Annotated in this window: 39 protein-coding genes; 35 read left to right on the forward strand and 4 right to left on the reverse strand. The window is 48.7% G+C overall.

All coding sequences use genetic code 11. The features are described 5' to 3' along the window. The first annotated feature begins 16 nt into the window (after positions 1-16). The 4 genes from fusA to bfr all read left to right on the forward strand — a co-directional run bounded on the left by fusA (position 17) and on the right by bfr (position 4,272). The gene (gene fusA / locus OH773_RS01705) at positions 17-2,131 is read left to right on the forward strand and encodes an elongation factor G (RefSeq protein ID WP_270142494.1); all 2,115 of its coding nucleotides are present in this window, start codon (positions 17-19) and stop codon (positions 2,129-2,131) included. A gap of 72 nt (positions 2,132-2,203) precedes the next feature. Further along, positions 2,204-3,388, forward strand: a complete 1,185-nt coding sequence (tuf, locus tag OH773_RS01710; protein ID WP_270141429.1) for an elongation factor Tu — start codon at positions 2,204-2,206, stop codon at positions 3,386-3,388. Between the two features lie 141 nt (positions 3,389-3,529). Continuing rightward, entirely contained in the window at positions 3,530-3,724 is a 195-nt protein-coding gene (bfd, locus tag OH773_RS01715) for a bacterioferritin-associated ferredoxin (RefSeq protein WP_183273264.1), read from the forward strand. A gap of 71 nt (positions 3,725-3,795) precedes the next feature. After that, entirely contained in the window at positions 3,796-4,272 is a 477-nt protein-coding gene (gene bfr / locus OH773_RS01720) for a bacterioferritin (RefSeq protein WP_270142497.1), read from the forward strand. On the opposite strand, the gene OH773_RS22390 is transcribed toward bfr, so the two are convergent. Further along, positions 4,256-4,762 (reverse strand): prepilin peptidase, encoded by a 507-nt coding sequence (locus OH773_RS22390; RefSeq protein ID WP_442865639.1) that lies wholly within the window; start codon positions 4,760-4,762, stop codon positions 4,256-4,258. The genes bfr and OH773_RS22390 overlap by 17 nt on opposite strands. Positions 4,763-5,149: 387 nt before the next feature. Between OH773_RS22390 and rpsJ the strand changes: the two genes are divergently transcribed. From rpsJ to OH773_RS01875, 31 genes are all read left to right on the forward strand, one after another. Further along, positions 5,150-5,461, forward strand: a complete 312-nt coding sequence (gene rpsJ / locus OH773_RS01725) for a 30S ribosomal protein S10 (RefSeq protein WP_001181005.1) — start codon at positions 5,150-5,152, stop codon at positions 5,459-5,461. Positions 5,462-5,492: 31 nt separating this feature from the next. Then, positions 5,493-6,122 carry a 50S ribosomal protein L3 gene (gene rplC / locus OH773_RS01730; protein WP_034461783.1) on the forward strand — a complete coding sequence of 210 codons (630 nt, stop codon included), beginning with the start codon at positions 5,493-5,495 and terminating at the stop codon, positions 6,120-6,122. Between the two features lie 10 nt (positions 6,123-6,132). Then, entirely contained in the window at positions 6,133-6,738 is a 606-nt protein-coding gene (rplD, locus tag OH773_RS01735; RefSeq protein ID WP_034461782.1) for a 50S ribosomal protein L4, read from the forward strand. Continuing rightward, positions 6,735-7,037: a 50S ribosomal protein L23 gene (gene rplW, locus OH773_RS01740; protein ID WP_034499029.1), complete on the forward strand. Its 303-nt coding sequence runs from the start codon at positions 6,735-6,737 to the stop codon at positions 7,035-7,037. Before rplD ends, rplW begins: the two co-directional genes overlap by 4 nt. 17 nt (positions 7,038-7,054) lie before the next feature. Further along, positions 7,055-7,876, forward strand: a complete 822-nt coding sequence (rplB, locus tag OH773_RS01745; protein ID WP_000301869.1) for a 50S ribosomal protein L2 — start codon at positions 7,055-7,057, stop codon at positions 7,874-7,876. 16 nt (positions 7,877-7,892) lie between these two features. Further along, complete coding sequence (gene rpsS / locus OH773_RS01750) at positions 7,893-8,171, forward strand: 30S ribosomal protein S19 (protein ID WP_001138115.1); 279 nt, start codon at positions 7,893-7,895, stop codon at positions 8,169-8,171. 13 nt (positions 8,172-8,184) lie between these two features. After that, positions 8,185-8,517, forward strand: a complete 333-nt coding sequence (gene rplV / locus OH773_RS01755; RefSeq protein ID WP_183273267.1) for a 50S ribosomal protein L22 — start codon at positions 8,185-8,187, stop codon at positions 8,515-8,517. Positions 8,518-8,534: 17 nt separating this feature from the next. After that, positions 8,535-9,233: a 30S ribosomal protein S3 gene (gene rpsC, locus OH773_RS01760; RefSeq protein WP_006817277.1), complete on the forward strand. Its 699-nt coding sequence runs from the start codon at positions 8,535-8,537 to the stop codon at positions 9,231-9,233. Positions 9,234-9,245: 12 nt separating this feature from the next. Then, the gene (gene rplP / locus OH773_RS01765) at positions 9,246-9,656 is read left to right on the forward strand and encodes a 50S ribosomal protein L16 (RefSeq protein ID WP_008927134.1); all 411 of its coding nucleotides are present in this window, start codon (positions 9,246-9,248) and stop codon (positions 9,654-9,656) included. Then, complete coding sequence (gene rpmC / locus OH773_RS01770; RefSeq protein WP_008457158.1) at positions 9,656-9,847, forward strand: 50S ribosomal protein L29; 192 nt, start codon at positions 9,656-9,658, stop codon at positions 9,845-9,847. The genes rplP and rpmC overlap by 1 nt, the downstream gene beginning before the upstream one ends. Next, a complete protein-coding gene (gene rpsQ / locus OH773_RS01775; RefSeq protein WP_034499024.1) occupies positions 9,847-10,101 on the forward strand; it encodes a 30S ribosomal protein S17 in 255 nt (84 codons plus the stop codon). Before rpmC ends, rpsQ begins: the two co-directional genes overlap by 1 nt. 166 nt (positions 10,102-10,267) lie before the next feature. Further along, a complete protein-coding gene (gene rplN, locus OH773_RS01780; RefSeq protein WP_002438705.1) occupies positions 10,268-10,639 on the forward strand; it encodes a 50S ribosomal protein L14 in 372 nt (123 codons plus the stop codon). Positions 10,640-10,649: 10 nt separating this feature from the next. After that, positions 10,650-10,964, forward strand: coding sequence for a 50S ribosomal protein L24 (rplX, locus tag OH773_RS01785; RefSeq protein ID WP_034461774.1), 315 nt, complete (start codon positions 10,650-10,652; stop codon positions 10,962-10,964). A 14-nt stretch (positions 10,965-10,978) separates the two neighbouring features. Continuing rightward, positions 10,979-11,518, forward strand: a complete 540-nt coding sequence (rplE, locus tag OH773_RS01790; protein WP_064514249.1) for a 50S ribosomal protein L5 — start codon at positions 10,979-10,981, stop codon at positions 11,516-11,518. Positions 11,519-11,531: 13 nt separating this feature from the next. Then, the gene (gene rpsN / locus OH773_RS01795) at positions 11,532-11,837 is read left to right on the forward strand and encodes a 30S ribosomal protein S14 (RefSeq protein WP_034461771.1); all 306 of its coding nucleotides are present in this window, start codon (positions 11,532-11,534) and stop codon (positions 11,835-11,837) included. A 30-nt stretch (positions 11,838-11,867) separates the two neighbouring features. Further along, positions 11,868-12,260, forward strand: coding sequence for a 30S ribosomal protein S8 (gene rpsH / locus OH773_RS01800; protein WP_034461770.1), 393 nt, complete (start codon positions 11,868-11,870; stop codon positions 12,258-12,260). Between the two features lie 13 nt (positions 12,261-12,273). Beyond that, on the forward strand, positions 12,274-12,807 hold the full coding sequence (gene rplF, locus OH773_RS01805; RefSeq protein WP_034461769.1) for a 50S ribosomal protein L6: 534 nt from the start codon (positions 12,274-12,276) through the stop codon (positions 12,805-12,807). Between the two features lie 9 nt (positions 12,808-12,816). Then, positions 12,817-13,170, forward strand: coding sequence for a 50S ribosomal protein L18 (gene rplR, locus OH773_RS01810; protein ID WP_034461768.1), 354 nt, complete (start codon positions 12,817-12,819; stop codon positions 13,168-13,170). 14 nt (positions 13,171-13,184) lie between these two features. Continuing rightward, positions 13,185-13,685, forward strand: a complete 501-nt coding sequence (rpsE, locus tag OH773_RS01815; protein WP_034461766.1) for a 30S ribosomal protein S5 — start codon at positions 13,185-13,187, stop codon at positions 13,683-13,685. Positions 13,686-13,691: 6 nt separating this feature from the next. Beyond that, positions 13,692-13,871 carry a 50S ribosomal protein L30 gene (gene rpmD, locus OH773_RS01820; protein ID WP_004846568.1) on the forward strand — a complete coding sequence of 60 codons (180 nt, stop codon included), beginning with the start codon at positions 13,692-13,694 and terminating at the stop codon, positions 13,869-13,871. 3 nt (positions 13,872-13,874) lie between these two features. Continuing rightward, entirely contained in the window at positions 13,875-14,309 is a 435-nt protein-coding gene (gene rplO, locus OH773_RS01825) for a 50S ribosomal protein L15 (RefSeq protein ID WP_034461765.1), read from the forward strand. 7 nt (positions 14,310-14,316) lie between these two features. After that, positions 14,317-15,648, forward strand: coding sequence for a preprotein translocase subunit SecY (secY, locus tag OH773_RS01830; protein ID WP_034499015.1), 1,332 nt, complete (start codon positions 14,317-14,319; stop codon positions 15,646-15,648). A gap of 30 nt (positions 15,649-15,678) precedes the next feature. Beyond that, entirely contained in the window at positions 15,679-15,795 is a 117-nt protein-coding gene (gene rpmJ, locus OH773_RS01835) for a 50S ribosomal protein L36 (protein WP_000868187.1), read from the forward strand. 146 nt (positions 15,796-15,941) lie between these two features. Beyond that, positions 15,942-16,298: a 30S ribosomal protein S13 gene (gene rpsM / locus OH773_RS01840; protein WP_034461763.1), complete on the forward strand. Its 357-nt coding sequence runs from the start codon at positions 15,942-15,944 to the stop codon at positions 16,296-16,298. A 16-nt stretch (positions 16,299-16,314) separates the two neighbouring features. Further along, positions 16,315-16,704 (forward strand): 30S ribosomal protein S11, encoded by a 390-nt coding sequence (rpsK, locus tag OH773_RS01845; RefSeq protein WP_004138423.1) that lies wholly within the window; start codon positions 16,315-16,317, stop codon positions 16,702-16,704. Between the two features lie 34 nt (positions 16,705-16,738). Then, positions 16,739-17,359 (forward strand): 30S ribosomal protein S4, encoded by a 621-nt coding sequence (rpsD, locus tag OH773_RS01850; RefSeq protein WP_064514247.1) that lies wholly within the window; start codon positions 16,739-16,741, stop codon positions 17,357-17,359. 25 nt (positions 17,360-17,384) lie between these two features. After that, a complete protein-coding gene (locus OH773_RS01855; protein ID WP_034461761.1) occupies positions 17,385-18,374 on the forward strand; it encodes a DNA-directed RNA polymerase subunit alpha in 990 nt (329 codons plus the stop codon). A 40-nt stretch (positions 18,375-18,414) separates the two neighbouring features. Next, entirely contained in the window at positions 18,415-18,801 is a 387-nt protein-coding gene (gene rplQ / locus OH773_RS01860; protein ID WP_034461760.1) for a 50S ribosomal protein L17, read from the forward strand. Between the two features lie 114 nt (positions 18,802-18,915). Continuing rightward, positions 18,916-19,284, forward strand: a complete 369-nt coding sequence (locus OH773_RS01865) for a DUF1992 domain-containing protein (protein ID WP_270142538.1) — start codon at positions 18,916-18,918, stop codon at positions 19,282-19,284. A 6-nt stretch (positions 19,285-19,290) separates the two neighbouring features. Beyond that, entirely contained in the window at positions 19,291-19,710 is a 420-nt protein-coding gene (gene zntR, locus OH773_RS01870; protein WP_183273282.1) for a Zn(2+)-responsive transcriptional regulator, read from the forward strand. Positions 19,711-19,770: 60 nt separating this feature from the next. Then, entirely contained in the window at positions 19,771-19,941 is a 171-nt protein-coding gene (locus OH773_RS01875; protein ID WP_270142541.1) for an alternative ribosome-rescue factor A, read from the forward strand. A 46-nt stretch (positions 19,942-19,987) separates the two neighbouring features. Here OH773_RS01875 and mscL read toward each other — a convergent pair whose 3' ends face one another. From mscL to rsmB, 3 genes are all read right to left on the reverse strand, one after another. Further along, the gene (mscL, locus tag OH773_RS01880) at positions 19,988-20,401 is read right to left on the reverse strand and encodes a large-conductance mechanosensitive channel protein MscL (RefSeq protein WP_183273271.1); all 414 of its coding nucleotides are present in this window, start codon (positions 20,399-20,401) and stop codon (positions 19,988-19,990) included. A 157-nt stretch (positions 20,402-20,558) separates the two neighbouring features. Beyond that, positions 20,559-21,935 (reverse strand): Trk system potassium transporter TrkA, encoded by a 1,377-nt coding sequence (gene trkA / locus OH773_RS01885; protein WP_183273272.1) that lies wholly within the window; start codon positions 21,933-21,935, stop codon positions 20,559-20,561. A gap of 48 nt (positions 21,936-21,983) precedes the next feature. Further along, positions 21,984-23,273, reverse strand: a complete 1,290-nt coding sequence (gene rsmB, locus OH773_RS01890) for a 16S rRNA (cytosine(967)-C(5))-methyltransferase RsmB (protein WP_270142544.1) — start codon at positions 23,271-23,273, stop codon at positions 21,984-21,986. Positions 23,274-23,295: the final 22 nt, after the last annotated feature.

Genomic DNA, 23,295 nt, shown 5'->3' on the forward strand with positions numbered 1-23,295 from the left:
GATATAGAGGAATCAAATGGCTCGTAAAACACCCATTGAGCGTTACCGTAACATTGGTATCAGTGCTCACATCGACGCCGGTAAAACTACTACTACCGAACGTGTTCTGTTCTACACCGGTGTAAACCACAAAATCGGTGAAGTTCATGATGGCGCAGCCACCATGGACTGGATGGAGCAGGAGCAGGAACGTGGTATTACCATCACGTCTGCTGCGACCACCTGTTTCTGGTCAGGTATGGCCAAACAGTTCGAACCACACCACATCAACATCATTGACACCCCAGGGCACGTTGACTTCACCATCGAAGTTGAACGTTCAATGCGTGTTCTTGATGGTGCGGTAATGGTTTACTGTGCTGTTGGTGGTGTTCAGCCACAGTCTGAGACCGTATGGCGTCAGGCAAACAAATATAAAGTTCCACGTATCGCGTTCGTTAACAAAATGGACCGTATGGGTGCTAACTTCCTGAAAGTTGTTGATCAGATTGAAAAACGTCTGGGCGCAACTCCGGTGCCTCTGCAACTGGCAATCGGCGCGGAAGAGAAATTCACCGGTGTTGTTGACCTGGTGAAAATGAAAGCGATCAACTGGAATGAAGCTGATCAGGGCGTGACCTTCGAATACGAAGATATCCCAGCTGATATGCAGGAACTGGCTGAAGAATGGCGCCAGAAACTGGTTGAAGCCGCTGCTGAAGGTTCTGACGAGCTGATGGATAAATTCTTTGGTGGCGAAGAGCTGACTGAAGAAGAGATCAAAACTTCTCTGCGTAAGCGCGTGCTGAACAACGAAATTATCCTGGTAACCTGTGGTTCTGCATTTAAGAACAAAGGTGTTCAGGCGATGCTGGATGCGGTTGTTGAATACCTGCCAGCTCCGACTGACGTTACCGCGATTAACGGTATGCTGGACGACGGTAAAGACACTCCGGCAGTTCGTCACTCTGACGACAACGAGCCGTTTGCTGCTCTGGCGTTCAAAATCGCTACCGACCCGTTTGTTGGTAACCTGACCTTCTTCCGCGTTTACTCTGGCGTTGTTAACTCTGGCGACACCGTGTTCAACCCGGTGAAATCAGCTCGTGAGCGTCTGGGCCGTATCGTACAGATGCACGCCAACAAGCGTGAAGAGATCAAAGAAGTTCGCGCTGGTGATATCGCTGCAGCGATTGGTCTGAAAGAAGTGACCACTGGTGACACCCTGTGTGACCAAGATAACGTGATCATTCTTGAGCGCATGGAATTCCCTGAACCGGTAATCTCCATCGCAGTAGAACCAAAAACCAAAGCTGACCAGGAAAAAATGGGTCTGGCTCTGGGCCGTCTGGCTAAAGAAGATCCATCATTCCGCGTATGGACTGATGAAGAAACTAACCAGACCATCATCGCTGGTATGGGTGAGCTTCACCTCGACATCATCGTTGACCGCATGAAGCGTGAATTCAACGTTGAAGCTAACGTTGGTAAACCTCAGGTTGCTTACCGTGAAGCGATTCGCGCGAAAGTTACCGATATTGAAGGTAAACACGCTAAGCAGTCTGGTGGTCGTGGTCAGTACGGTCATGTTGTTATCGACATGTACCCACTGGAGCCGGGTTCGAATCCGAAAGGCTACGAGTTCATCAACGACATCAAAGGTGGTGTGATCCCAACGGAATACATCCCTGCTGTTGATAAAGGCATCCAGGAGCAGCTTAAGTCTGGTCCTCTGGCGGGTTACCCAGTAGTAGATCTCGGTGTGCGTCTGCACTTCGGTTCTTACCACGACGTTGACTCCTCCGAACTGGCGTTTAAACTGGCCGCTTCTATTGCCTTCAAAGATGGCTTTAAGAAAGCTAAACCAGTTCTGCTTGAGCCTATCATGAAGGTTGAAGTTGAAACTCCAGAAGAGAACACTGGTGACGTTATCGGTGACCTTAGCCGTCGTCGTGGTCAGCTGAAAGGTCAGGAATCTAACGCTACTGGCGTTCAGATTCACGCTGAAGTTCCGTTGTCTGAAATGTTCGGGTACGCAACTCAATTGCGCTCCCTGACCAAAGGTCGTGCATCTTACTCCATGGAATTCCTGAAGTATGATGATGCGCCTAACAACGTTGCTCAGGCCGTAATTGAAGCCCGCGGTAAATAAACCCAGGGTTTATAAAACATTGATCCCGCGCTCTCTCCTTGAGGGGGGAGCGCAACAGTAAGGAATATAGCCGTGTCTAAAGAAAAATTTGAACGTACAAAACCGCACGTCAACGTCGGTACTATCGGCCACGTTGACCATGGTAAAACTACTCTGACTGCAGCAATTACTACCGTTCTGGCTAAAACCTACGGTGGTTCTGCTCGTGCATTCGACCAGATCGATAACGCACCAGAAGAAAAAGCTCGTGGTATCACCATCAACACTTCCCACGTTGAATATGACACCCCGACTCGCCACTATGCGCACGTTGACTGCCCAGGGCACGCCGACTACGTTAAAAACATGATCACCGGTGCTGCTCAGATGGACGGCGCTATCCTGGTTGTTGCTGCGACTGATGGCCCGATGCCACAGACTCGTGAGCACATCCTGCTGGGTCGTCAGGTTGGCGTTCCTTACATCATCGTGTTCCTGAACAAATGTGACATGGTTGATGACGAAGAGCTGCTGGAACTGGTAGAAATGGAAGTTCGTGAACTTCTGTCTCAGTACGATTTCCCAGGTGATGATACTCCAATCATCCGTGGTTCAGCTCTGAAAGCGCTGGAAGGCGAAGCAGAGTGGGAAGCTAAAATCGTTGAGCTGGCTGGTTTCCTGGATTCTTACATCCCAGAACCAGAACGTGCTATCGACAAGCCATTCCTGCTGCCAATCGAAGACGTATTCTCTATCTCCGGTCGTGGTACAGTTGTTACCGGTCGTGTAGAGCGCGGTATCGTTAAAGTTGGCGAAGAAGTTGAAATCGTTGGTATCAAAGAGACTGCTAAGTCTACCTGTACTGGCGTTGAAATGTTCCGCAAACTGCTGGACGAAGGCCGTGCTGGTGAGAACGTTGGTGTTCTGCTGCGTGGTATCAAACGTGAAGAAATCGAACGTGGTCAGGTTCTGGCTAAGCCAGGCTCTATCAAGCCGCACACTCAGTTCGAATCTGAAGTTTATATTCTGTCCAAAGACGAAGGCGGCCGTCATACTCCGTTCTTCAAAGGCTACCGTCCACAGTTCTACTTCCGTACAACTGACGTGACTGGCACCATCGAACTGCCAGAAGGCGTTGAGATGGTCATGCCGGGCGACAACATCAAAATGGTTGTTACCCTGATCCACCCAATCGCGATGGACGACGGTCTGCGTTTCGCAATCCGTGAAGGCGGCCGTACTGTAGGCGCGGGTGTTGTTGCTAAAGTTATCGCTTAATCGCTGATACCTTTTGTATGAAAAAGAGCGCTTAGGCGCTCTTTTTTTTTATCCTTAAAGACATCAATCCAATATACGCGTGCTATTGTAATCATAACTATTCTCATTTACACTTTGTGCGTAATTTGAACGGGAGTGATTATGTACGTTTGTCTGTGTAATGGCGTAAGTGATAAAAAAATTCGGCAGGCAGTTCGCCAATTTCATCCACAATCTTTCCAACAGCTTCGCAAGTTTGTGCCCGTTGGAAATCAATGCGGCAAATGTGTTCGTGCGGCTCGAGAAATCATGCAAGAAGAGTTATTGCAGATCCCAGAATTTAAAGAGATTGCCTAAGAGGCTCACTTTTTTTTGACTTACTCCGTGCTACATCTACGCTTCATGTAGTGGAAGCGGAGGGAGTAAAAATGAAAGGTGATACTAAGATTATAAATTATCTCAATAAATTATTGGGAAACGAGCTTGTCGCGATCAATCAGTATTTTCTCCATGCGAGAATGTTCAAAAACTGGGGCTTAATGCGCCTCAATGAAGTTGAATACCACGAATCCATTGATGAAATGAAACACGCCGATAAATATATCGAACGTATTTTATTCCTCGAAGGTATTCCAAACCTACAAGACTTAGGCAAACTTCATATCGGTGAAGATGTCGAAGAAATGCTTCAGTCAGACCTCAAACTAGAATTGGAAGGTGCTAAAGATTTGCGTGAGGCGATTGCTTACGCGGATACCATCCATGACTATGTCAGTCGCGATATGCTGATCCAAATTCTTACTGAAGAAGAGCATCATATTGACTGGTTGGAAACTGAATTGGATCTCATCTCTAAAATTGGTTTGCAGAATTACCTTCAGTCGCAAATCAAAGAAGGAAACTGAGTTCTTTAAACTGTGGGAAGGAAGAACATATCCAGCCTATGGAACCACCCGCTATCGCAAGGTTTGGTCCGAAGGATAGCGGAGTGGTAGTCAGTGAAACGTGATTTTTCAAAGACACTCTTCTGACTAGAGCCCATACTAATCCAGACGTTGCCGCAGCAAATATAATCCATCCCAGACTTTGCCACCCATGCCATGCCCCCAGTGCTGCCAAAAGCTTCATATCCCCATACCCAATACCCTCGACATTGCGCAATAAAAAGTAAACCCAGTAAAGCACCCATAAACTCAAGTAACCAACCATTGCACCTTCTACAGATTCTAATAAATGGTCCGGAGAAAAACAGACTTGGTACAGTAGCCCAGACCACAACAACGGATACGTCAACCTATCCGGTAGGAGCATGCAGTGATAGTCGACCCAAGCCAGGCGGAGCAGGAAAGCTATGTGCAGGCCAATAAAAAGAAATACTAAAAGGGAAGAGGGCATAGCGATTAACCAATCTCAAGCAAGATGAGCTTGAACGCTAAAGGAATGAATTACGTAAAGCAAAATGGTGCTTGAGGCGTTTCGAGTGAAGTTCCATAGAGAATTTTCTAAACAACATCTTTTACTAAGCCAGTGGAAGGCGAACCGTAACCTTACATAAAAGATTGTTTAATTCGTATCCATGACTTGCGTAAGGGGCAGATTTACGTATAATGCGCGGGCCTGTCTTAATTGACGGCTGGTTCGATATGAACCCGGTAGATGTTTCGTCTACCAGACAACGCTCCCAATTGGGGGGCAACGTAAGAACGGTTACACTCGCCCATCAATCGTAATGGGTACGGGGAGTAATCATTTCGTTTATAAAACAATTGGAGCTCTGGTCTCATGCAGAACCAAAGAATCCGTATCCGCCTTAAAGCGTTTGATCATCGTCTGATCGATCAATCAACTGCGGAAATCGTCGAGACTGCTAAGCGCACTGGTGCGCAAGTCCGTGGTCCGATCCCGCTGCCGACCCGCAAAGAGCGCTTTACCGTTCTGATCTCCCCGCACGTCAACAAAGACGCGCGTGATCAGTACGAAATTCGCACTCATAAGCGTCTGGTTGACATCGTTGAGCCAACTGAGAAAACCGTTGATGCTCTGATGCGTCTGGATCTGGCTGCTGGTGTAGACGTGCAGATCAGCCTGGGTTAATCAGGTCATTGACGATTGAGAGGTTGAAACAATGATTGGTTTAGTCGGTAAAAAAGTGGGTATGACCCGTATCTTCACAGAAGACGGCGTTTCTATCCCAGTAACCGTGATTGAAGTAGAAGCAAACCGTGTTACTCAGGTTAAAGACCTGGCTAACGACGGCTACCGTGCTGTTCAAGTTACCACTGGCGCTAAAAAAGCTAGCCGTGTAACTAAGCCGGAAGCTGGTCACTTCGCTAAAGCTGGCGTAGAAGCTGGCCGTGGCCTTTGGGAATTCCGTCTTGCAGAAGGCGAAGAGTTCACTGTAGGTCAAGACATTAGCGTTGAGCTGTTTGCTGAAGTCAAAAAAGTTGACGTAACTGGCACCTCTAAAGGTAAAGGTTTCGCAGGTACCGTTAAGCGCTGGAACTTCCGTACCCAGGATGCTACACACGGTAACTCCTTGTCTCACCGCGTTCCGGGTTCTATCGGTCAGAACCAGACTCCGGGCAAAGTGTTCAAAGGCAAGAAAATGGCAGGCCAACTGGGCAACGAACGTGTAACTGTTCAGAGCCTGGATGTAGTACGCGTTGACGCTGAGCGCAACCTGCTGCTGGTTAAGGGTGCAGTTCCGGGTGCAACCGGTAGCGACCTGATCGTTAAACCAGCTGTGAAGGCGTGAGGAGATAGCAATGGAATTAGTATTGAAAGACGCGCAAAGCGCGCTGACTGTTTCCGAAACTACCTTCGGTCGTGATTTCAACGAAGCGCTGGTACACCAGGTCGTAGTTGCTTATGCAGCTGGTGCCCGTCAAGGTACTCGTGCTCAGAAGACCCGCGCTGAAGTAACTGGTTCCGGTAAAAAGCCGTGGCGCCAGAAAGGTACCGGCCGTGCGCGTTCAGGTTCTATCAAGAGCCCGATCTGGCGTTCCGGTGGCGTAACCTTCGCTGCTCGCCCGCAGGACCACAGTCAAAAAGTTAACAAAAAGATGTACCGCGGAGCGCTGAAAAGCATTCTGTCCGAACTGGTACGTCAGGATCGTCTGATCGTTGTCGAACAGTTCTCTGTTGAAGCGCCTAAAACTAAGCTGCTTGCTCAGAAACTGAAAGACATGGCTCTGGAAGATGTGCTGATCGTAACTGGCGAACTGGATGAGAATCTGTTCCTGGCTGCACGTAACCTGCATAAGGTTGACGTTCGCGATGCTGCAACAATCGATCCAGTTAGCCTGATCGCCTTCGACAAAGTCGTTATGACTGCTGATGCAGTTAAGCAAGTTGAGGAGATGCTGGCATGATCCGTGAAGAACGTCTGCTGAAAGTACTGCGCGCGCCGCACGTATCTGAAAAGGCATCTATGGCGATGGAAAAAACAAATACCATCGTTCTCAAAGTTGCAAAAGACGCGACCAAAGCAGAGATCGTTGCTGCTGTTGAGAAACTGTTCGAAGTTGAAGTTAAAGGCGTTAATACCTTGGTTGTTAAAGGTAAAACTAAGCGTCATGGACAGCGTATCGGTCGTCGTAGCGACTGGAAAAAAGCTTACGTCACCCTGAAGGAAGGCCAGAATCTGGACTTCGTCGGCGGCGCTGAGTAAGTCGGAGGAGAAAAACAATGGCAGTTGTTAAATGTAAACCGACATCTCCGGGTCGTCGCCACGTTGTTAAAGTGGTCAACCCTGAGCTGCATAAGGGCAAACCTTTTGCTCCGCTGGTTGAAAAAAACAGCAAATCCGGTGGCCGTAACAACAATGGCCGTATCACCACTCGTCACATTGGTGGTGGTCACAAGCAGGCTTATCGTATTGTTGACTTTAAACGCAACAAAGACGGTATCCCAGCTGTTGTTGAGCGTCTTGAGTACGATCCGAACCGTTCTGCGAATATCGCACTGGTTCTGTACAAAGATGGCGAACGCCGTTACATCTTGGCCCCTAAAGGCCTGAAAGCTGGCGACCAGATTCAATCTGGCGTTGATGCTGCAATCAAAGCTGGTAACACCTTGCCGATGCGCAATATCCCGGTTGGTTCTACTGTTCATAACGTAGAAATGAAACCAGGTAAAGGCGGTCAGCTGGCACGTTCCGCTGGTACCTATGTGCAGATCGTTGCACGTGATGGTGCTTACGTTACCCTGCGTCTGCGTTCTGGTGAAATGCGTAAAGTTGAAGCTGACTGTCGCGCAACACTGGGCGAAGTTGGCAATGCTGAGCATATGCTGCGCGTTCTGGGTAAAGCGGGTGCTGCTCGCTGGCGTGGTGTTCGTCCTACCGTTCGCGGTACTGCGATGAACCCAGTCGACCACCCACACGGTGGTGGTGAAGGTCGTAACTTTGGTAAGCACCCGGTAACTCCGTGGGGCGTACAGACCAAAGGTAAGAAGACCCGCAGCAACAAGCGTACTGATAAATTCATCGTACGTCGCCGTAGCAAATAATTTTAGAGGATAAGCCATGCCACGTTCTCTCAAGAAAGGTCCTTTTATTGACCTGCACTTGCTGAAGAAGGTAGAGAAAGCGGTGGAAAGCGGTGACAAGAAGCCCCTGCGCACTTGGTCCCGTCGTTCAACGATCTTTCCTAACATGATCGGTTTGACCATCGCTGTCCATAATGGTCGTCAGCATGTTCCGGTATTTGTTTCCGACGAAATGGTCGGTCACAAACTGGGTGAATTTGCACCGACACGTACTTATCGCGGTCACGCTGCTGATAAAAAAGCCAAGAAGAAATAAGTAGGAGGAAGAGATGGAAACTTTAGCTCAACATCGCCACGCTCGTTCTTCTGCTCAAAAGGTTCGCCTTGTTGCTGACCTTATTCGCGGTAAGAAAGTGTCGCAGGCACTGGAAATTTTGACCTACACCAACAAGAAAGCGGCTGTATTGGTTAAGAAAGTTCTGGAATCTGCCATTGCTAACGCTGAACACAACGATGGCGCTGACATTGACGATCTGAAAGTCGCGAAAATCTTCGTAGACGCAGGCCCAAGCATGAAGCGCATTATGCCGCGTGCAAAAGGTCGTGCAGATCGCATCCTGAAGCGCACCAGCCACATTACTGTGGTTGTGTCCGATCGCTGAGACTCTGGAGACTAGCAATGGGTCAGAAAGTACATCCTAATGGTATTCGCCTGGGTATTGTAAAACCATGGAACTCTACTTGGTTTGCGAACACCAAAGAATTCGCTGACAACCTGGACAGCGATTTTAAAGTTCGTCAGTACCTGACAAAGGAACTGGCGAAGGCGTCTGTATCTCGTATCGTTATCGAGCGTCCAGCTAAGAGCATCCGTGTGACTATTCACACTGCTCGCCCTGGCATCGTAATCGGTAAGAAAGGCGAAGACGTAGAAAAACTGCGCAAGGTCGTAGCGGATATCGCTGGCGTTCCTGCACAGATCAATATCGCCGAAGTTCGTAAACCTGAACTGGACGCAAAATTGGTTGCTGACAGCATCACTTCTCAGCTGGAACGTCGCGTTATGTTCCGTCGTGCTATGAAGCGTGCTGTACAGAATGCCATGCGTCTGGGCGCTAAAGGTATCAAAGTTGAAGTTAGCGGCCGTCTGGGCGGCGCCGAGATCGCACGTACCGAATGGTACCGTGAAGGTCGCGTGCCGTTGCACACACTGCGTGCTGACATTGACTACAACACCTCTGAAGCGCACACCACTTATGGTGTAATCGGCGTTAAAGTGTGGATCTTTAAAGGTGAGATCTTGGGTGGGATGGCTGCTGTTGAACAACCGGAACCGGCTGCTCAACCTAAAAAGCAGCAGCGTAAAGGCCGTAAGTAAGGAGAGTCGCTGATGTTACAACCAAAGCGTACAAAATTCCGTAAAGTGCACAAAGGCCGCAACCGTGGTCTGGCTGCCGGTACGGATGTTAGCTTCGGCACTTTCGGTCTGAAAGCTGTTGGCCGTGGTCGTCTGACTGCACGTCAGATCGAAGCAGCACGTCGTGCAATGACCCGTGCAGTTAAGCGTCAGGGTAAGATCTGGATCCGTGTATTCCCGGACAAACCGATCACCGAAAAGCCGCTTGAAGTGCGTATGGGTAAAGGTAAAGGCAACGTAGAGTATTGGGTTGCCTTGATTCAGCCTGGCAAAGTCCTGTATGAAATGGACGGCGTACCAGAAGAGCTGGCCCGTGAAGCATTCAAGCTGGCAGCAGCGAAACTGCCGATTAAAACCACCTTTGTAACTAAGACGGTGATGTAATGAAAGCAAAAGAGCTGCGTGAAAAGAGTGTTGAAGAGCTGAACACCGAGCTGCTGAATTTGCTGCGTGAGCAGTTCAATCTGCGTATGCAAGCAGCAAGTGGCCAGCTGCAACAGACACACCTGCTGAAGCAAGTGCGTCGTGATGTTGCACGTGTTAAGACTTTATTGACTCAGAAGGCGGGTGCGTAATGACCGATAAAATCCGTACTCTGCAAGGTCGCGTGATTAGCAACAAAATGGAGAAATCCATCGTTGTTGCTATCGAACGTGTGGTGAAACACCCGATTTACGGTAAATTCATCAAACGTACGACCAAACTGCACGTACATGACGAGAGCAATGAATGTGGTATCGGTGACGTGGTTGAAATCCGCGAATGCCGTCCACTGTCCAAGACTAAGTCCTGGACGCTTGTTCGCGTTGTAGATAAAGCGGTTCTGTAATACAGTGAGCTTTGTCTAACGAATAAACGGCTCAGTAAATGAGCCGTTTATTTTTTCTACCCATATTCAGGAACCGGTGTTATAATGCCGCGCCCTCGTTTATGGGGCTTTTTAACGACCTAATTATGGGTCCCGAAGTAGTAGTTGACATTAGCGGAGCACTGAAATGATCCAAGAACAGACTATGCTGACCGTAGCCGACAACTCCGGCGCGCGTCGCGTAATGTGTATCAAGGTTCTGGGTGGCTCGCACCGTCGCTACGCAGGCGTCGGCGACATCATCAAAATTACCATCAAGGAAGCAATTCCTCGTGGTAAGGTGAAGAAAGGCGATGTCCTGAAAGCGGTAGTGGTGCGCACCAGGAAGGGTGTTCGTCGCCCGGACGGTTCTGTCATTCGCTTCGATGGTAATGCATGCGTTATTTTAAATAATAACAGCGAGCAACCAATCGGCACGCGTATTTTTGGGCCGGTAACTCGTGAACTGCGTAATGAAAAGTTCATGAAAATTATCTCTCTGGCACCAGAAGTACTCTAAGGAGCGAATCATGGCAGCTAAAATCCGTCGTGATGACGAAGTTATCGTGTTAACCGGTAAAGATAAAGGTAAGCGCGGTAAAGTTAAGAATGTCTTGTCTTCCGGCAAGCTTATTGTTGAAGGTATTAACCTGGTTAAGAAACATCAGAAGCCGGTTCCGGCCCTGAACCAACCAGGTGGCATCGTTGAAAAAGAAGCTGCTATTCAAGTTTCTAACGTTGCACTCTTCAATGCGGCAACCGGCAAGGCTGACCGTGTAGGCTTTAGATTCGAAGAGGGCAAAAAAGTCCGTTTCTTCAAATCTAACAGCGAAACTATCAAGTAATTTGGAGTAGTACGATGGCGAAACTGCATGATTACTACAAAGACGAAGTAGTTACAAAACTCATGAGTGAGTTTAACTACAATTCTGTCATGCAAGTCCCTCGGGTCGAGAAGATCACCCTGAACATGGGTGTGGGTGAAGCGATCGCTGACAAGAAACTGCTGGATAATGCAGCAGCTGACTTGACAGCAATCTCCGGTCAAAAACCGTTGATCACCAAAGCACGCAAATCAGTTGCAGGCTTCAAAATCCGTCAGGGCTATCCGATCGGCTGTAAAGTAACTCTGCGTGGCGAACGCATGTGGGAGTTTCTTGAGCGCCTGATCACCATTGCTGTACCACGTATCCGTGACTTCCGTGGCTTGTCCGCTAAGTCATTCGATGGCCGTGGTAACTACAGCATGGGTGTCCGTGAGCAGATCATCTTCCCAGAAATCGACTATGACAAAGTCGATCGCGTTCGTGGTTTGGATATTACCATTACCACTACTGCGAAATCTGATGATGAAGGCCGTGCTCTGCTGGCAGCCTTTAACTTCCCATTCCGTAAGTAAGGTAGGGTTACTAATGGCTAAGCAATCGATGAAAGCACGCGAAGTCGTTCGCGTGAAACTGGCCGACAAATACCGCGCTAAACGCGAGGAATTGAAAGCTATCATCTCTGGTGTGAACTCATCCGACGAAGAACGTTGGGATGCGGTTCTTAAGCTGCAGTCTCTGCCGCGTGATTCCAGCCCGTCCCGTCAGCGTAACCGCTGCCGCCAAACTGGTCGTCCGCATGGTTATGTGGGCAAATTCGGGTTGAGCCGTATTAAGCTTCGTGAAGCCGCTATGCGCGGTGAAGTACCTGGCTTGAAAAAGGCTAGCTGGTAATATCCAATTGAATCACGGGAGTAAAGACAGATGAGCATGCAAGATCCGATCGCGGATATGCTGACCCGTATCCGTAACGGTCAAGCCGCGAATAAAGTTGCGGTCACCATGCCTTCCTCCAAGCTGAAATTGGCAATTGCCAACGTGCTGAAAGAAGAAGGCTATATTGAAGATTTTAAAATCGAAGGCGACATCAAGCCTGAACTGGAACTGACTCTTAAGTATTTCCAGGGCAAGGCTGTGGTAGAGAGCATTCAGCGAGTCAGCCGCCCAGGTCTGCGCATCTATAAGAAAAAAGATGAGCTGCCTAAAGTTATGGCCGGTATGGGTATTGCTGTCGTTTCTACCTCTAAAGGTGTTATGACTGATCGTGCAGCGCGCCAAGCTGGTCTTGGTGGCGAAATTATCTGCTACGTAGCCTAATTGGAGGAATAAAATGTCTCGTGTTGCTAAAGCACCGGTCGTTATTCCTGCTGGCGTAGAGGTAAAACTCAACGGTCAGGTTATTTCGATCAAAGGTAAGAACGGCGAGCTGACTCGTACAATCAACGATGCTGTTGAAGTTAAACACGCTGATAATGCACTGACTTTCGCTCCGCGCGAAGGCTTTGCAAACGCGTGGGCCCAAGCGGGTACCACTCGTGCGCTGTTAAATGCAATGGTTATCGGTGTTACCGAAGGCTTCACTAAGAAGCTGCAGCTGGTTGGTGTAGGTTATCGCGCAGCAGTTAAAGGCAATGCGGTGAGTTTGGCCCTGGGCTTCTCCCACCCTGTTGAACATGCTCTGCCAGCGGGAATCACTGCTGAATGTCCAACTCAAACTGAAATCGTGCTGAAAGGCGCTGATAAGCAGATGATTGGACAGGTAGCTGCTGATCTGCGCGCCTACCGTCGTCCTGAGCCTTATAAAGGCAAGGGTGTTCGTTACGCCGACGAAGTCGTGCGTACCAAAGAGGCTAAGAAGAAGTAAGGTAACACTATGGATAAGAAATCTGCTCGTATCCGTCGTGCGACCCGCGCACGTCACAAGCTCAAAGAACTGGGTGCGACTCGTCTGGTGATTCACCGTACGCCTCGTCATATTTATGCACAGGTTATCGCACCGAACGGTTCAGAAGTCCTGGTAGCTGCATCTACTGTAGAGAAAGCTATCGCTGAGCAACTGAAGTACACTGGAAATAAAGACGCCGCTACAGCTGTGGGTAAAGCTGTTGCAGAGCGCGCATTGGAAAAAGGCATTACGAAAGTATCCTTTGACCGTGCTGGTTTCCAATATCATGGTCGTGTCCAGGCACTGGCAGATGCTGCCCGTGATGCTGGCCTTCAGTTCTAAGGTAGAGGTGTAAGATGGCTCACATCGAAAAACAAGCTGGCGAACTGCAGGAAAAGCTGATCGCGGTAAATCGCGTATCTAAAACCGTTAAAGGTGGTCGTATTTTCTCCTTCACTGCTCTGACAGTGGTTGGCGATGGTAACGGTCGCATTGGTTTTGGTTACGGAAAAGCGCGTGAAGTTCCAGCAGCTATCCAGAAAGCGATGGAAAAAGCCCGTCGCAACATGATTAACGTCGCGCTGAACCACGGCACCCTGCAGCACCCTGTTAAAGGTGTGCACACAGGTTCTCGTGTGTTCATGCAGCCGGCTTCTCAAGGTACCGGTATTATCGCCGGTGGTGCAATGCGCGCCGTCCTGGAAGTCGCTGGAGTTCATAACGTTTTGGCTAAAGCATATGGTTCCACCAACCCGATTAACGTGGTTCGTGCAACTATTGATGGCCTGGCGAATATGAAGTCTCCGGAAATGGTCGCTGCCAAGCGTGGTAAATCCGTTGAAGAAATTCTGGGGTAATTGACCATGGCAAAGACTATTAAAATTACACAAACCCGCAGTGCGATCGGTCGTTTGCCGAAACACAAGGCAACGCTGCTTGGCCTGGGTCTGCGTCGTATTGGCCACACCGTAGAGCGCGAGGATACTCCTGCTGTACGTGGTATGGTCAACGCGGTTTCCTACATGGTTAAAGTTGAGGAGTAAGAGATGCGTTTAAATACTCTGTCTCCGGCCGAAGGGTCTAAGCACGCTTCTAAGCGTCTGGGTCGTGGTATCGGTTCTGGTCTCGGCAAAACCGGCGGTCGTGGTCACAAAGGTCAGAACTCTCGTTCTGGCGGTGGCGTACGTCGTGGGTTCGAAGGTGGCCAGATGCCGTTGTACCGTCGTCTGCCGAAATTCGGTTTCACCTCTCGCAAAGCAATGATCACTGGTGAGATTCGTCTCTCTGATCTGGCGAAAGTTGAAGGCGACGTAGTTGACCTGAACACGCTGAAAGCGGCAAACATTATCGGTATCCAGATCGAGTTCGCGAAAGTGATCTTGTCTGGCGAGGTTTCTCGTCCGGTAACTGTTCGCGGTCTGCGTGTCACTAAAGGCGCTCGTGCTGCTATCGAAGCTGCTGGCGGTAAAATCGAGGAATAAGTAGCAGATGGCAAAGCAACCGGGATTAGATTTTCAAAGTGCTAAAGGCGGGCTTGGCGAGCTGAAACGCAGACTGATGTTTGTTATCGGTGCGCTGATTGTGTTCCGTATTGGCTCTTTTATTCCGATCCCTGGTATTGATGCCGCTGTACTTGCCAAACTGCTTGAGCAACAGCGAGGCACTATCATTGAAATGTTTAACATGTTCTCTGGTGGTGCTCTCAGCCGTGCTTCTATCTTTGCATTGGGTATCATGCCGTATATTTCGGCATCGATTATTATCCAGCTGTTAACGGTGGTTCATCCAGCGTTAGCAGAGTTGAAGAAAGAAGGGGAGTCTGGTCGTCGTAAGATCAGCCAGTACACCCGTTACGGCACTCTGGTGCTGGCAATATTCCAGTCAATCGGTATTGCTACCGGTTTACCGAATATGCCTGGTATGCAGGGCCTGGTGTTAAATCCAGGCTTTGCATTCTATTTCACCGCTGTTGTGAGCCTTGTCACAGGGACTATGTTCCTGATGTGGCTTGGTGAACAGATTACTGAACGTGGTATCGGTAACGGTATCTCAATCATAATCTTCGCTGGTATTGTTGCGGGATTGCCGCCGGCCGTTGGCCATACTATCGAACAAGCAAGGCAAGGCGACCTGCACTTCCTCCTGTTGCTGTTGGTTGCAGTACTAGTATTCGCAGTGACCTTCTTCGTTGTTTTTGTTGAACGTGGTCAACGCCGCATTGTGGTAAACTACGCGAAACGTCAACAAGGTCGTCGTGTCTATGCTGCGCAGAGCACGCATTTACCGCTGAAAGTGAATATGGCTGGTGTTATTCCAGCAATTTTTGCTTCCAGTATTATTCTGTTCCCAGCGACGATTGCATCGTGGTTTGGGGGCGGTACCGGTTGGAACTGGCTGACTACAATTTCGCTGTATTTGCAGCCTGGGCAACCGCTTTATGTGTTACTCTATGCGTCTGCAATCATCTTCTTCTGTTTCTTCTACACGGCGTTGGTTTTCAACCCGCGTGAAACAGCAGATAACCTGAAGAAGTCCGGTGCATTTGTACCAGGAATTCGTCCGGGAGAACAAACGGCGAAGTATATTGATAAAGTAATGACTCGCCTGACCTTGGTTGGTGCGTTGTATATTACCTTTATCTGCCTAATCCCGGAGTTCATGCGTGATGCAATGAAAGTGCCTTTCTACTTCGGTGGAACCTCACTGCTCATTGTTGTCGTGGTTATCATGGACTTTATGGCTCAAGTGCAAACTCTGATGATGTCTAGTCAGTACGAGTCTGCATTGAAGAAAGCGAATCTGAAAGGCTACGGCCGTTAATAGTCGCTTGAGAAGTTACGGAGAGTAAAAATGAAAGTTCGTGCTTCCGTCAAGAAATTATGTCGTAACTGCAAAATCGTTAAGCGTGACGGTGTTATTCGCGTGATTTGCAGCGCCGAACCGAAGCATAAACAGCGTCAAGGCTGATTATCTCGCATATTTTTCTTGCAAAGTTGGGTTGAGCTGGCTAGATTAGCCAGCCAATCTTTTGTATGTCTATGCGTTTCCATTTGAGTATCCTGAAAACGGGCTTTTCGGTATGGAACGCATAATCTAAATAGTAGGAGTGCATAGTGGCCCGTATAGCAGGCATTAACATTCCTGATCAAAAACATACCGTGATCGCTTTAACTTCGATTTACGGTGTTGGCAAGACTCGCTCAAAGGCCATTTGTGCCGCGGCGGGTATCGCTGAAGATGTTAAGATCAGAGAGCTGTCTGAAGAACAAATCGACACGCTGCGTGACGAAGTTGCCAAATTTGTCGTTGAAGGTGATCTGCGCCGTGAAGTGAGTATGAGCATCAAGCGTCTGATGGACCTTGGTTGCTATCGCGGTTTGCGTCATCGTCGTGGTCTGCCAGTGCGCGGTCAGCGTACGAAGACCAACGCACGTACCCGTAAGGGTCCGCGCAAACCGATCAAGAAATAATCGGGGTGATTGAATAATGGCAAAGGCACCAGTTCGTGCACGTAAGCGTGTAAGAAAACAAGTCTCTGACGGCGTGGCTCATGTCCATGCTTCTTTCAACAACACAATCGTTACTATTACTGATCGTCAGGGTAACGCTTTGGGTTGGGCAACTGCCGGTGGTTCCGGTTTCCGTGGCTCTCGCAAATCTACTCCGTTCGCAGCTCAGGTTGCAGCAGAGCGTTGCGCAGAAGCTGTGAAAGAATACGGTATCAAGAACCTTGAAGTTATGGTTAAGGGACCGGGTCCAGGCCGCGAATCTACCATTCGTGCTCTGAACGCCGCTGGTTTCCGCATCACTAATATTACTGATGTGACTCCGATCCCTCACAACGGTTGTCGTCCGCCGAAAAAACGTCGCGTATAACGCTTACGTTTTCTAGGTTTGTTGGAGAAAGAAAATGGCAAGATATTTGGGTCCTAAGCTCAAGCTGAGCCGTCGTGAGGGCACCGACTTATTCCTTAAGTCTGGCGTTCGCGCGATCGATACCAAGTGTAAAATTGAACAAGCTCCTGGCCAGCACGGTGCGCGTAAACCGCGTCTGTCTGACTATGGTGTGCAGTTGCGTGAAAAGCAAAAAGTTCGCCGCATGTTCGGTGTTCTGGAGCGTCAGTTCCGTAACTACTATAAAGAAGCAGCACGTCTGAAAGGCAACACCGGTGAAAACCTGTTGGTTCTGCTGGAAGGTCGTCTGGACAACGTTGTTTACCGTATGGGCTTCGGTGCTACACGTGCAGAATCACGTCAGCTCGTTAGCCATAAAGCAGTTATGGTAAATGGTCGCGTTGTTAACATCGCTTCTTATCAGGTAACTCCGAATGACGTAGTCAGCATCCGTGAGAAAGCCAAAAAGCAATCTCGCGTGAAGGCCGCTCTGGAGCTGGCTGAACAGCGTGAAAAGCCAACCTGGCTGGAAGTTGATGCTGCCAAGATGGAAGGTGTGTTCAAGCGTAAGCCTGAGCGTACTGATCTGTCCGCGGACATTAACGAACACCTGATCGTCGAGCTTTACTCCAAGTAAAGCTTAGTACCAAAGAGAGGACACAATGCAGGGTTCTGTGACAGAGTTTCTAAAACCGCGCCTGGTAGATATCGAGCAAGTGAGTTCGACGCACGCCAAGGTGACCCTTGAGCCTTTAGAGCGTGGCTTTGGCCATACTCTTGGTAATGCACTGCGCCGTATTCTGCTCTCATCGATGCCGGGTTGCGCGGTGACTGAGGTTGAGATTGATGGTGTACTACATGAGTACAGCACCAAAGAAGGCGTTCAGGAAGATATCCTGGAAATCCTGCTCAACCTGAAAGGGCTGGCGGTAAGAGTTCAAGGTAAAGATGATGTAATTCTTACTCTGAATAAGTCTGGCATTGGCCCTGTGACTGCAGCCGACATCACCCATGATGGTGATGTCGAAATCGTCAAGCCGCAGCATGTGATCTGCCACCTGACCGATGAGAACGCATCTATTAGTATGCGTATCAAAGTTCAGCGCGGTCGCGGTTATGTGCCGGCCTCTGCCCGAATTCATTCGGAAGAAGATGAGCGCCCAATCGGCCGTCTGCTGGTCGACGCCTGCTACAGCCCTGTAGAGCGAATTGCCTACAATGTTGAAGCTGCGCGTGTAGAACAGCGTACCGACCTGGATAAGCTGGTCATCGAAATGGAAACCAACGGTACAATCGATCCTGAAGAGGCGATTCGTCGTGCGGCGACCATTCTGGCTGAACAACTTGAAGCTTTCGTTGACTTACGTGATGTACGTCAGCCGGAAGTTAAAGAAGAGAAACCAGAATTCGATCCGATCTTGCTGCGCCCTGTTGACGATCTGGAATTGACTGTCCGCTCTGCTAACTGCCTTAAGGCAGAAGCTATCCACTATATCGGTGATCTGGTACAGCGTACCGAAGTTGAGCTGCTCAAAACGCCTAACTTGGGTAAAAAATCTCTTACCGAGATTAAAGACGTGCTGGCTTCCCGTGGTTTGTCTCTGGGCATGCGCCTGGAAAACTGGCCACCGGCAAGCATCGCTGACGAGTAACCGGATCACAGGTTAAGGTTTTACTGAGAAGGATAAGGTCATGCGCCATCGTAAGAGTGGTCGTCAACTGAACCGCAACAGCAGCCATCGCCAGGCTATGTTCCGCAATATGGCAGGTTCACTGGTTCGTCATGAGATCATCAAGACGACTCTGCCTAAAGCGAAAGAGCTGCGTCGCGTAGTTGAGCCGCTGATTACTCTTGCCAAGACTGATAGCGTTGCTAATCGTCGTCTGGCATTCGCCCGCACTCGTGATAACGAGATCGTGGCAAAACTGTTTAATGAACTGGGTCCGCGTTTTGCCGCCCGTACTGGTGGTTACACTCGTATTCTTAAGTGTGGCTTCCGTGCAGGTGATAATGCTCCGATGGCTTACATCGAGCTGGTTGATCGCGCCGAGTCTCAAACAGAAGCTGCTGCAGAGTAATCTGTAGTAACGTGAAAAAACCGGGCTTGCCCGGTTTTTTTATATCTGTAATTTCCCTTCTTGCGCCAATTCATCGTATCTTAGATTCATCTTTAGCAAATGCTGACATAAATTATGTGGTTGCTCGATCAATTGTCAGAAAGTCATATTCTCGATGCACAACGCAATGGTGAGTTTGACTCGCTGGCGGGCTCAGGTGCTCCTCTAAAACTTGACGATGATTCATTTATACCGCCTGAACTGCGAATCGCCTGGCGTATTTTGAAAAATGCAGGTTGTTTGCCTCCTGCTCTCCAACAGCGCAAAGATGCCATTGAACTCAATGACCCTCTCCGGACTATTGACCCGGAAGATTCCGAGTACGAGGCTATAAGCAAGAAACTGTCATTACTTGAGCTAAAACTGCAGCAGGCTGGCATGAGTACTGATTTTCTGCACGGAGAGTATGCCGACAAATTGCTTCATAAAATTGATGAGGATTAAATGATAATGTTTCGTATTGGAGAGTTGGCCAGACTGGCGGATGTTACGCCTGATACCATACGTTATTATGAAAAGCAGAAAATGATGGATCATGAGGTCAGAACGGAGGGTGGTTTTCGGCTTTATACTGAAAGTGATTTGCAGCGTCTAAAGTTCATTAGATATGCAAAACAGTTAGGTTTTACACTAGAAACGATTCGTGAATTGCTATCGATCCGAATTGATCCAGAACATCACACGTGTCAGGAATCAAAAAGTATCGTGCAATCGAGACTCGTAGAAGTGGAGTCCAAAATAAAAGAACTTCAGCATATGCGACGATCGTTGCAGAGGTTGAATGATGCATGTTGTGGAAGTGCCCACAGCAGCGCATATTGTTCAATTCTTGAGGCGCTTGAGCAAGGGGCGAGCCAGCGTAAAGAATAATTGCGATCCGCCAAATGCAGGCATACACTTGCGCCGTTATTTTAATCATTTGGAGTTTTTATGAGTAAGTATCAGCATAAGAAAGGGACCATAAAGGATAATGCCATAGAGGCTTTGTTACATGATCCGCTGTTTCGTCAACGAGTTGAGAAGAACAAGAAAGGAAAGGGAAGTTATCAACGTACTGCAAAATATGGCAAAAAGGATAACTGGGAGGCCAGTGGCAAATAAGCAAATAGCTTTTTTACCACTGGCCTTCCTCTTTTAATTAGCGCAATCAGATTCGCTCATTCTGCTGTTTTAGCAGGTCGCGGATTTCGCTGAGTAATACTTCTTCTTTAGTTGGCGCCGGTGGTGCTGCAGGTTCTTCTATTTTCTTACGGTTCAGTTGGTTAATTGCTTTGATTGCCAGGAAAATTGCGAAGGCAACAATCACAAAATCGAAGATGTTCTGAATAAAGACACCGTAATGCATAACTACTGCTGGAATATCACCTGCTGCAGGTCGTAGGGTTAAAGCGAATTGTTTAAAATCAACCCCACCAATCAGCAATCCCAGTGGCGGCATAATAATATCCGCTACAAGTGACGAAACAATTTTCCCGAATGCTGCCCCGATAATTACACCCACTGCCAAATCCACAACATTTCCGCGCATCGCAAATTCGCGGAATTCTTTTAACATGTTCATTTTTCTCTCCTTGTACTGACTGACGCTAATAAGTCTAACAAATGATGACTCGATTGCCATTACATCAGGCAATAAGAATTTAGCGCCAATTCCTTAATAATATGATGGTTTTTAATGGTGATAATAATGGAGCGGAGAAATTCTCCGCCCAAATAAATTACAGGAAGAAAGGACTTGGCTGGAACAAGCGTTCTACATCGCTGACAAATTTCTTATCTGTCAGGAACATAATTACATGATCGCCCTGTTCAATACGCAAATTGTCATTAGCTATCATGACGTCATTGCCACGAACAACTGCACCAATAATTGTCCCTGGAGGAAGTTTTATTTCATCGATTGAACGGCCTACAACGCGTGACGTACTTTCATCTCCATGAGCAACGGCTTCAATCGCTTCAGCTACACCTCGACGCAAAGAGGAAACGCCGACGATATCGGCTTTACGCACGTGGCCTAGTAAAGCCGAAATAGTGGCTTGTTGCGGTGATATTGCTATATCAATCACGCTGCCTTGAACCAGATCTACGTAGGCTTTACGCTGGATGAGTACCATCACTTTCTTGGCCCCCATGCGCTTCGCCAGCATCGCGGACATAATATTTGCTTCATCGTCGTTGGTGACGGCAATAAACAAATCGACTTGTTCAATATGCTCTTCGGCTAGCAGCTCTTGATCGGAGGCGTCACCGTAGAAAACGATGGTGTTTTGCAACATTTCGGCCAGCTCTGCGGCGCGTTGCGCATCACGTTCAATGAGTTTGACGCTGTAATCTTTTTCAAGTCGCTGTGCGAGACCGGCCCCAATATTCCCGCCACCGACCAGCATGATGCGTTTATAGGGTTTCTCAAGGCGCTGCAATTCGCTCATTACCGCTCGGATATGCTGAGAGGCGGCAATAAAGAATACTTCATCCCCAGCTTCAACAATGGTTGAACCCTGCGGACGAATAGGCCTGTCGTGTCTGAAAATTGCAGCAACACGAGTTTCAATATGCGGCATATGTTCACGCATAGTAGAAAGTGCATTGCCCACAAGCGGGCCGCCATAATAGGCTTTCACGACGGCAAGACTCACTTTCCCTTCGGCAAAATTGACGACCTGTAGCGCACCTGGGTATTCAATAAGACGATAAATATTGTCGATAACCAATTGTTCGGGGGCGATTAGATGGTCAATTGGTACGGCTTCAGCATTAAACAAACGCTCGGCATCTCGCACATAATCTGGGGCGCGGATACGAGCAATTCGATTTGGAGTATTAAAAAGCGAATATGCAACCTGACAGGCAATCATATTCGTTTCGTCTGAGCTGGTCACTGCGACCAACATATCAGCATCATCCGCGCCCGCTTCCCGTAAAACGCGAGGATGCGAGCCGTGCCCTTGTACGACGCGTAAGTCGAACTTATCTTGCAAACTGCGTAGGCGATCCTGGTTAGTATCCACAACCGTAATATCGTTGTTTTCACCCACCAGATTTTCTGCCAGGGTACCGCCAACCTGACCTGCACCCAGAATTATTATTTTCATTGTTTATAGCTTCATTGGTGATGAAACCTAAGATTCAGCATGACTGAATCAGCTTTTAATTAGCTTAGCGTAAAAGAAGCCATCACCCTCTTCTTGTGAGGGGAGATTCTGGAGCCCAGGTTTTTCAGGCGTCCCCGTTTCAACCAGTTTCGCTTCAGGATGATGCGTCAGGAATGCAGCTACCTGTTGCGAGTTTTCTTCCGGCAGAATAGAGCAAGTCGCATAAACCAATGTGCCGCCTGATTTGAGTCTTGGCCAAATAGCTTCGAGAATCTCTTTTTGCAATGCGGCTAATTCAGCAATATCCCTGTCACGGCGCAGCCACTTGATATCGGGATGGCGGCGAATAACACCAGTAGCAGAACAAGGCGCATCAAGAAGAATTCGGTCAAACTGTTGCTGACCACACCATTGCTCAGGAAAACGCCCATCTCCTGATTTAACTTCAGCCGTCATGCCCAAGCGTTGCAAGTTTTCATGCACTCGCTTCAGACGTTGTTCGTCAATGTCTACAGCTAATACACGAGCTTTAGGTGCTGCTTCCAAAATATGGGTCGTCTTGCCGCCTGGTGCCGCACATAAGTCGAGGATCGTGTCGCCATTTTGTGGATCAAGTAGATCAACACAACCTTGCGCTGAGGCATCCTGAACAGTAACCCAACCTTGCTCAAATCCCGGTAAGGCATGGACGGGGGATGGAGTCTCAAGGCGGACTGCGTCGCGATACTGCGGATGAACATGGCCTTCCAGCCCGCTTTCAGCCAGTAATGCTAACCACTCTTCACGGGTCTGGTGCTGACGATTAACACGCAGCCACATTGGTGGGCGCTGATTATTGGCCTCGACAATGGATTGCCATTGATTTGGATAAGCTTTTTTCAGACGTTGCAGCAACCAGGCTGGGTGCAAGAAACGGCTTTCGTGTTTCGCAGCTTCAGCCATCAATTCTTCCTGCTGACGCTGGAACTGGCGCAGGACACCGTTAATCAAACCTTTTAGTGACTGACGCTTAATTGCAACAGCCCCTTCAACCGTCTCCGCCAGAGCAGCATGGGCCGGAATACGGGTATAAAGCAGCTGATAAAAACCCACCATAATCAAGTAGTGGATGGTGCGTTGCTTGCCGGTCATTGGGCGGGACATCAACTTACTGACCAGCCATTCAAGTTGCGGTAATGTGCGCAATACGCCAAAGCAGAGCTCTTGAAGTAGTGCTTTATCTTTATCAGAGACTTTGTGTTGCATCGCAGGCAGTACATTGCTGAGCGATTGACCTTGTTCCACAACTTGTTCAATCGTTTGGGCGGCCATACTGCGAAGATTTAGTGTTTTTTTCATAACCACGCTCTGGTTTTCCGGC

Origin of the sequence: Buttiauxella sp. WJP83 (assembly GCF_027594725.1) — a bacterium.
Taxonomy (GTDB): Bacteria; Pseudomonadota; Gammaproteobacteria; order Enterobacterales; family Enterobacteriaceae; genus Buttiauxella; species Buttiauxella selenatireducens.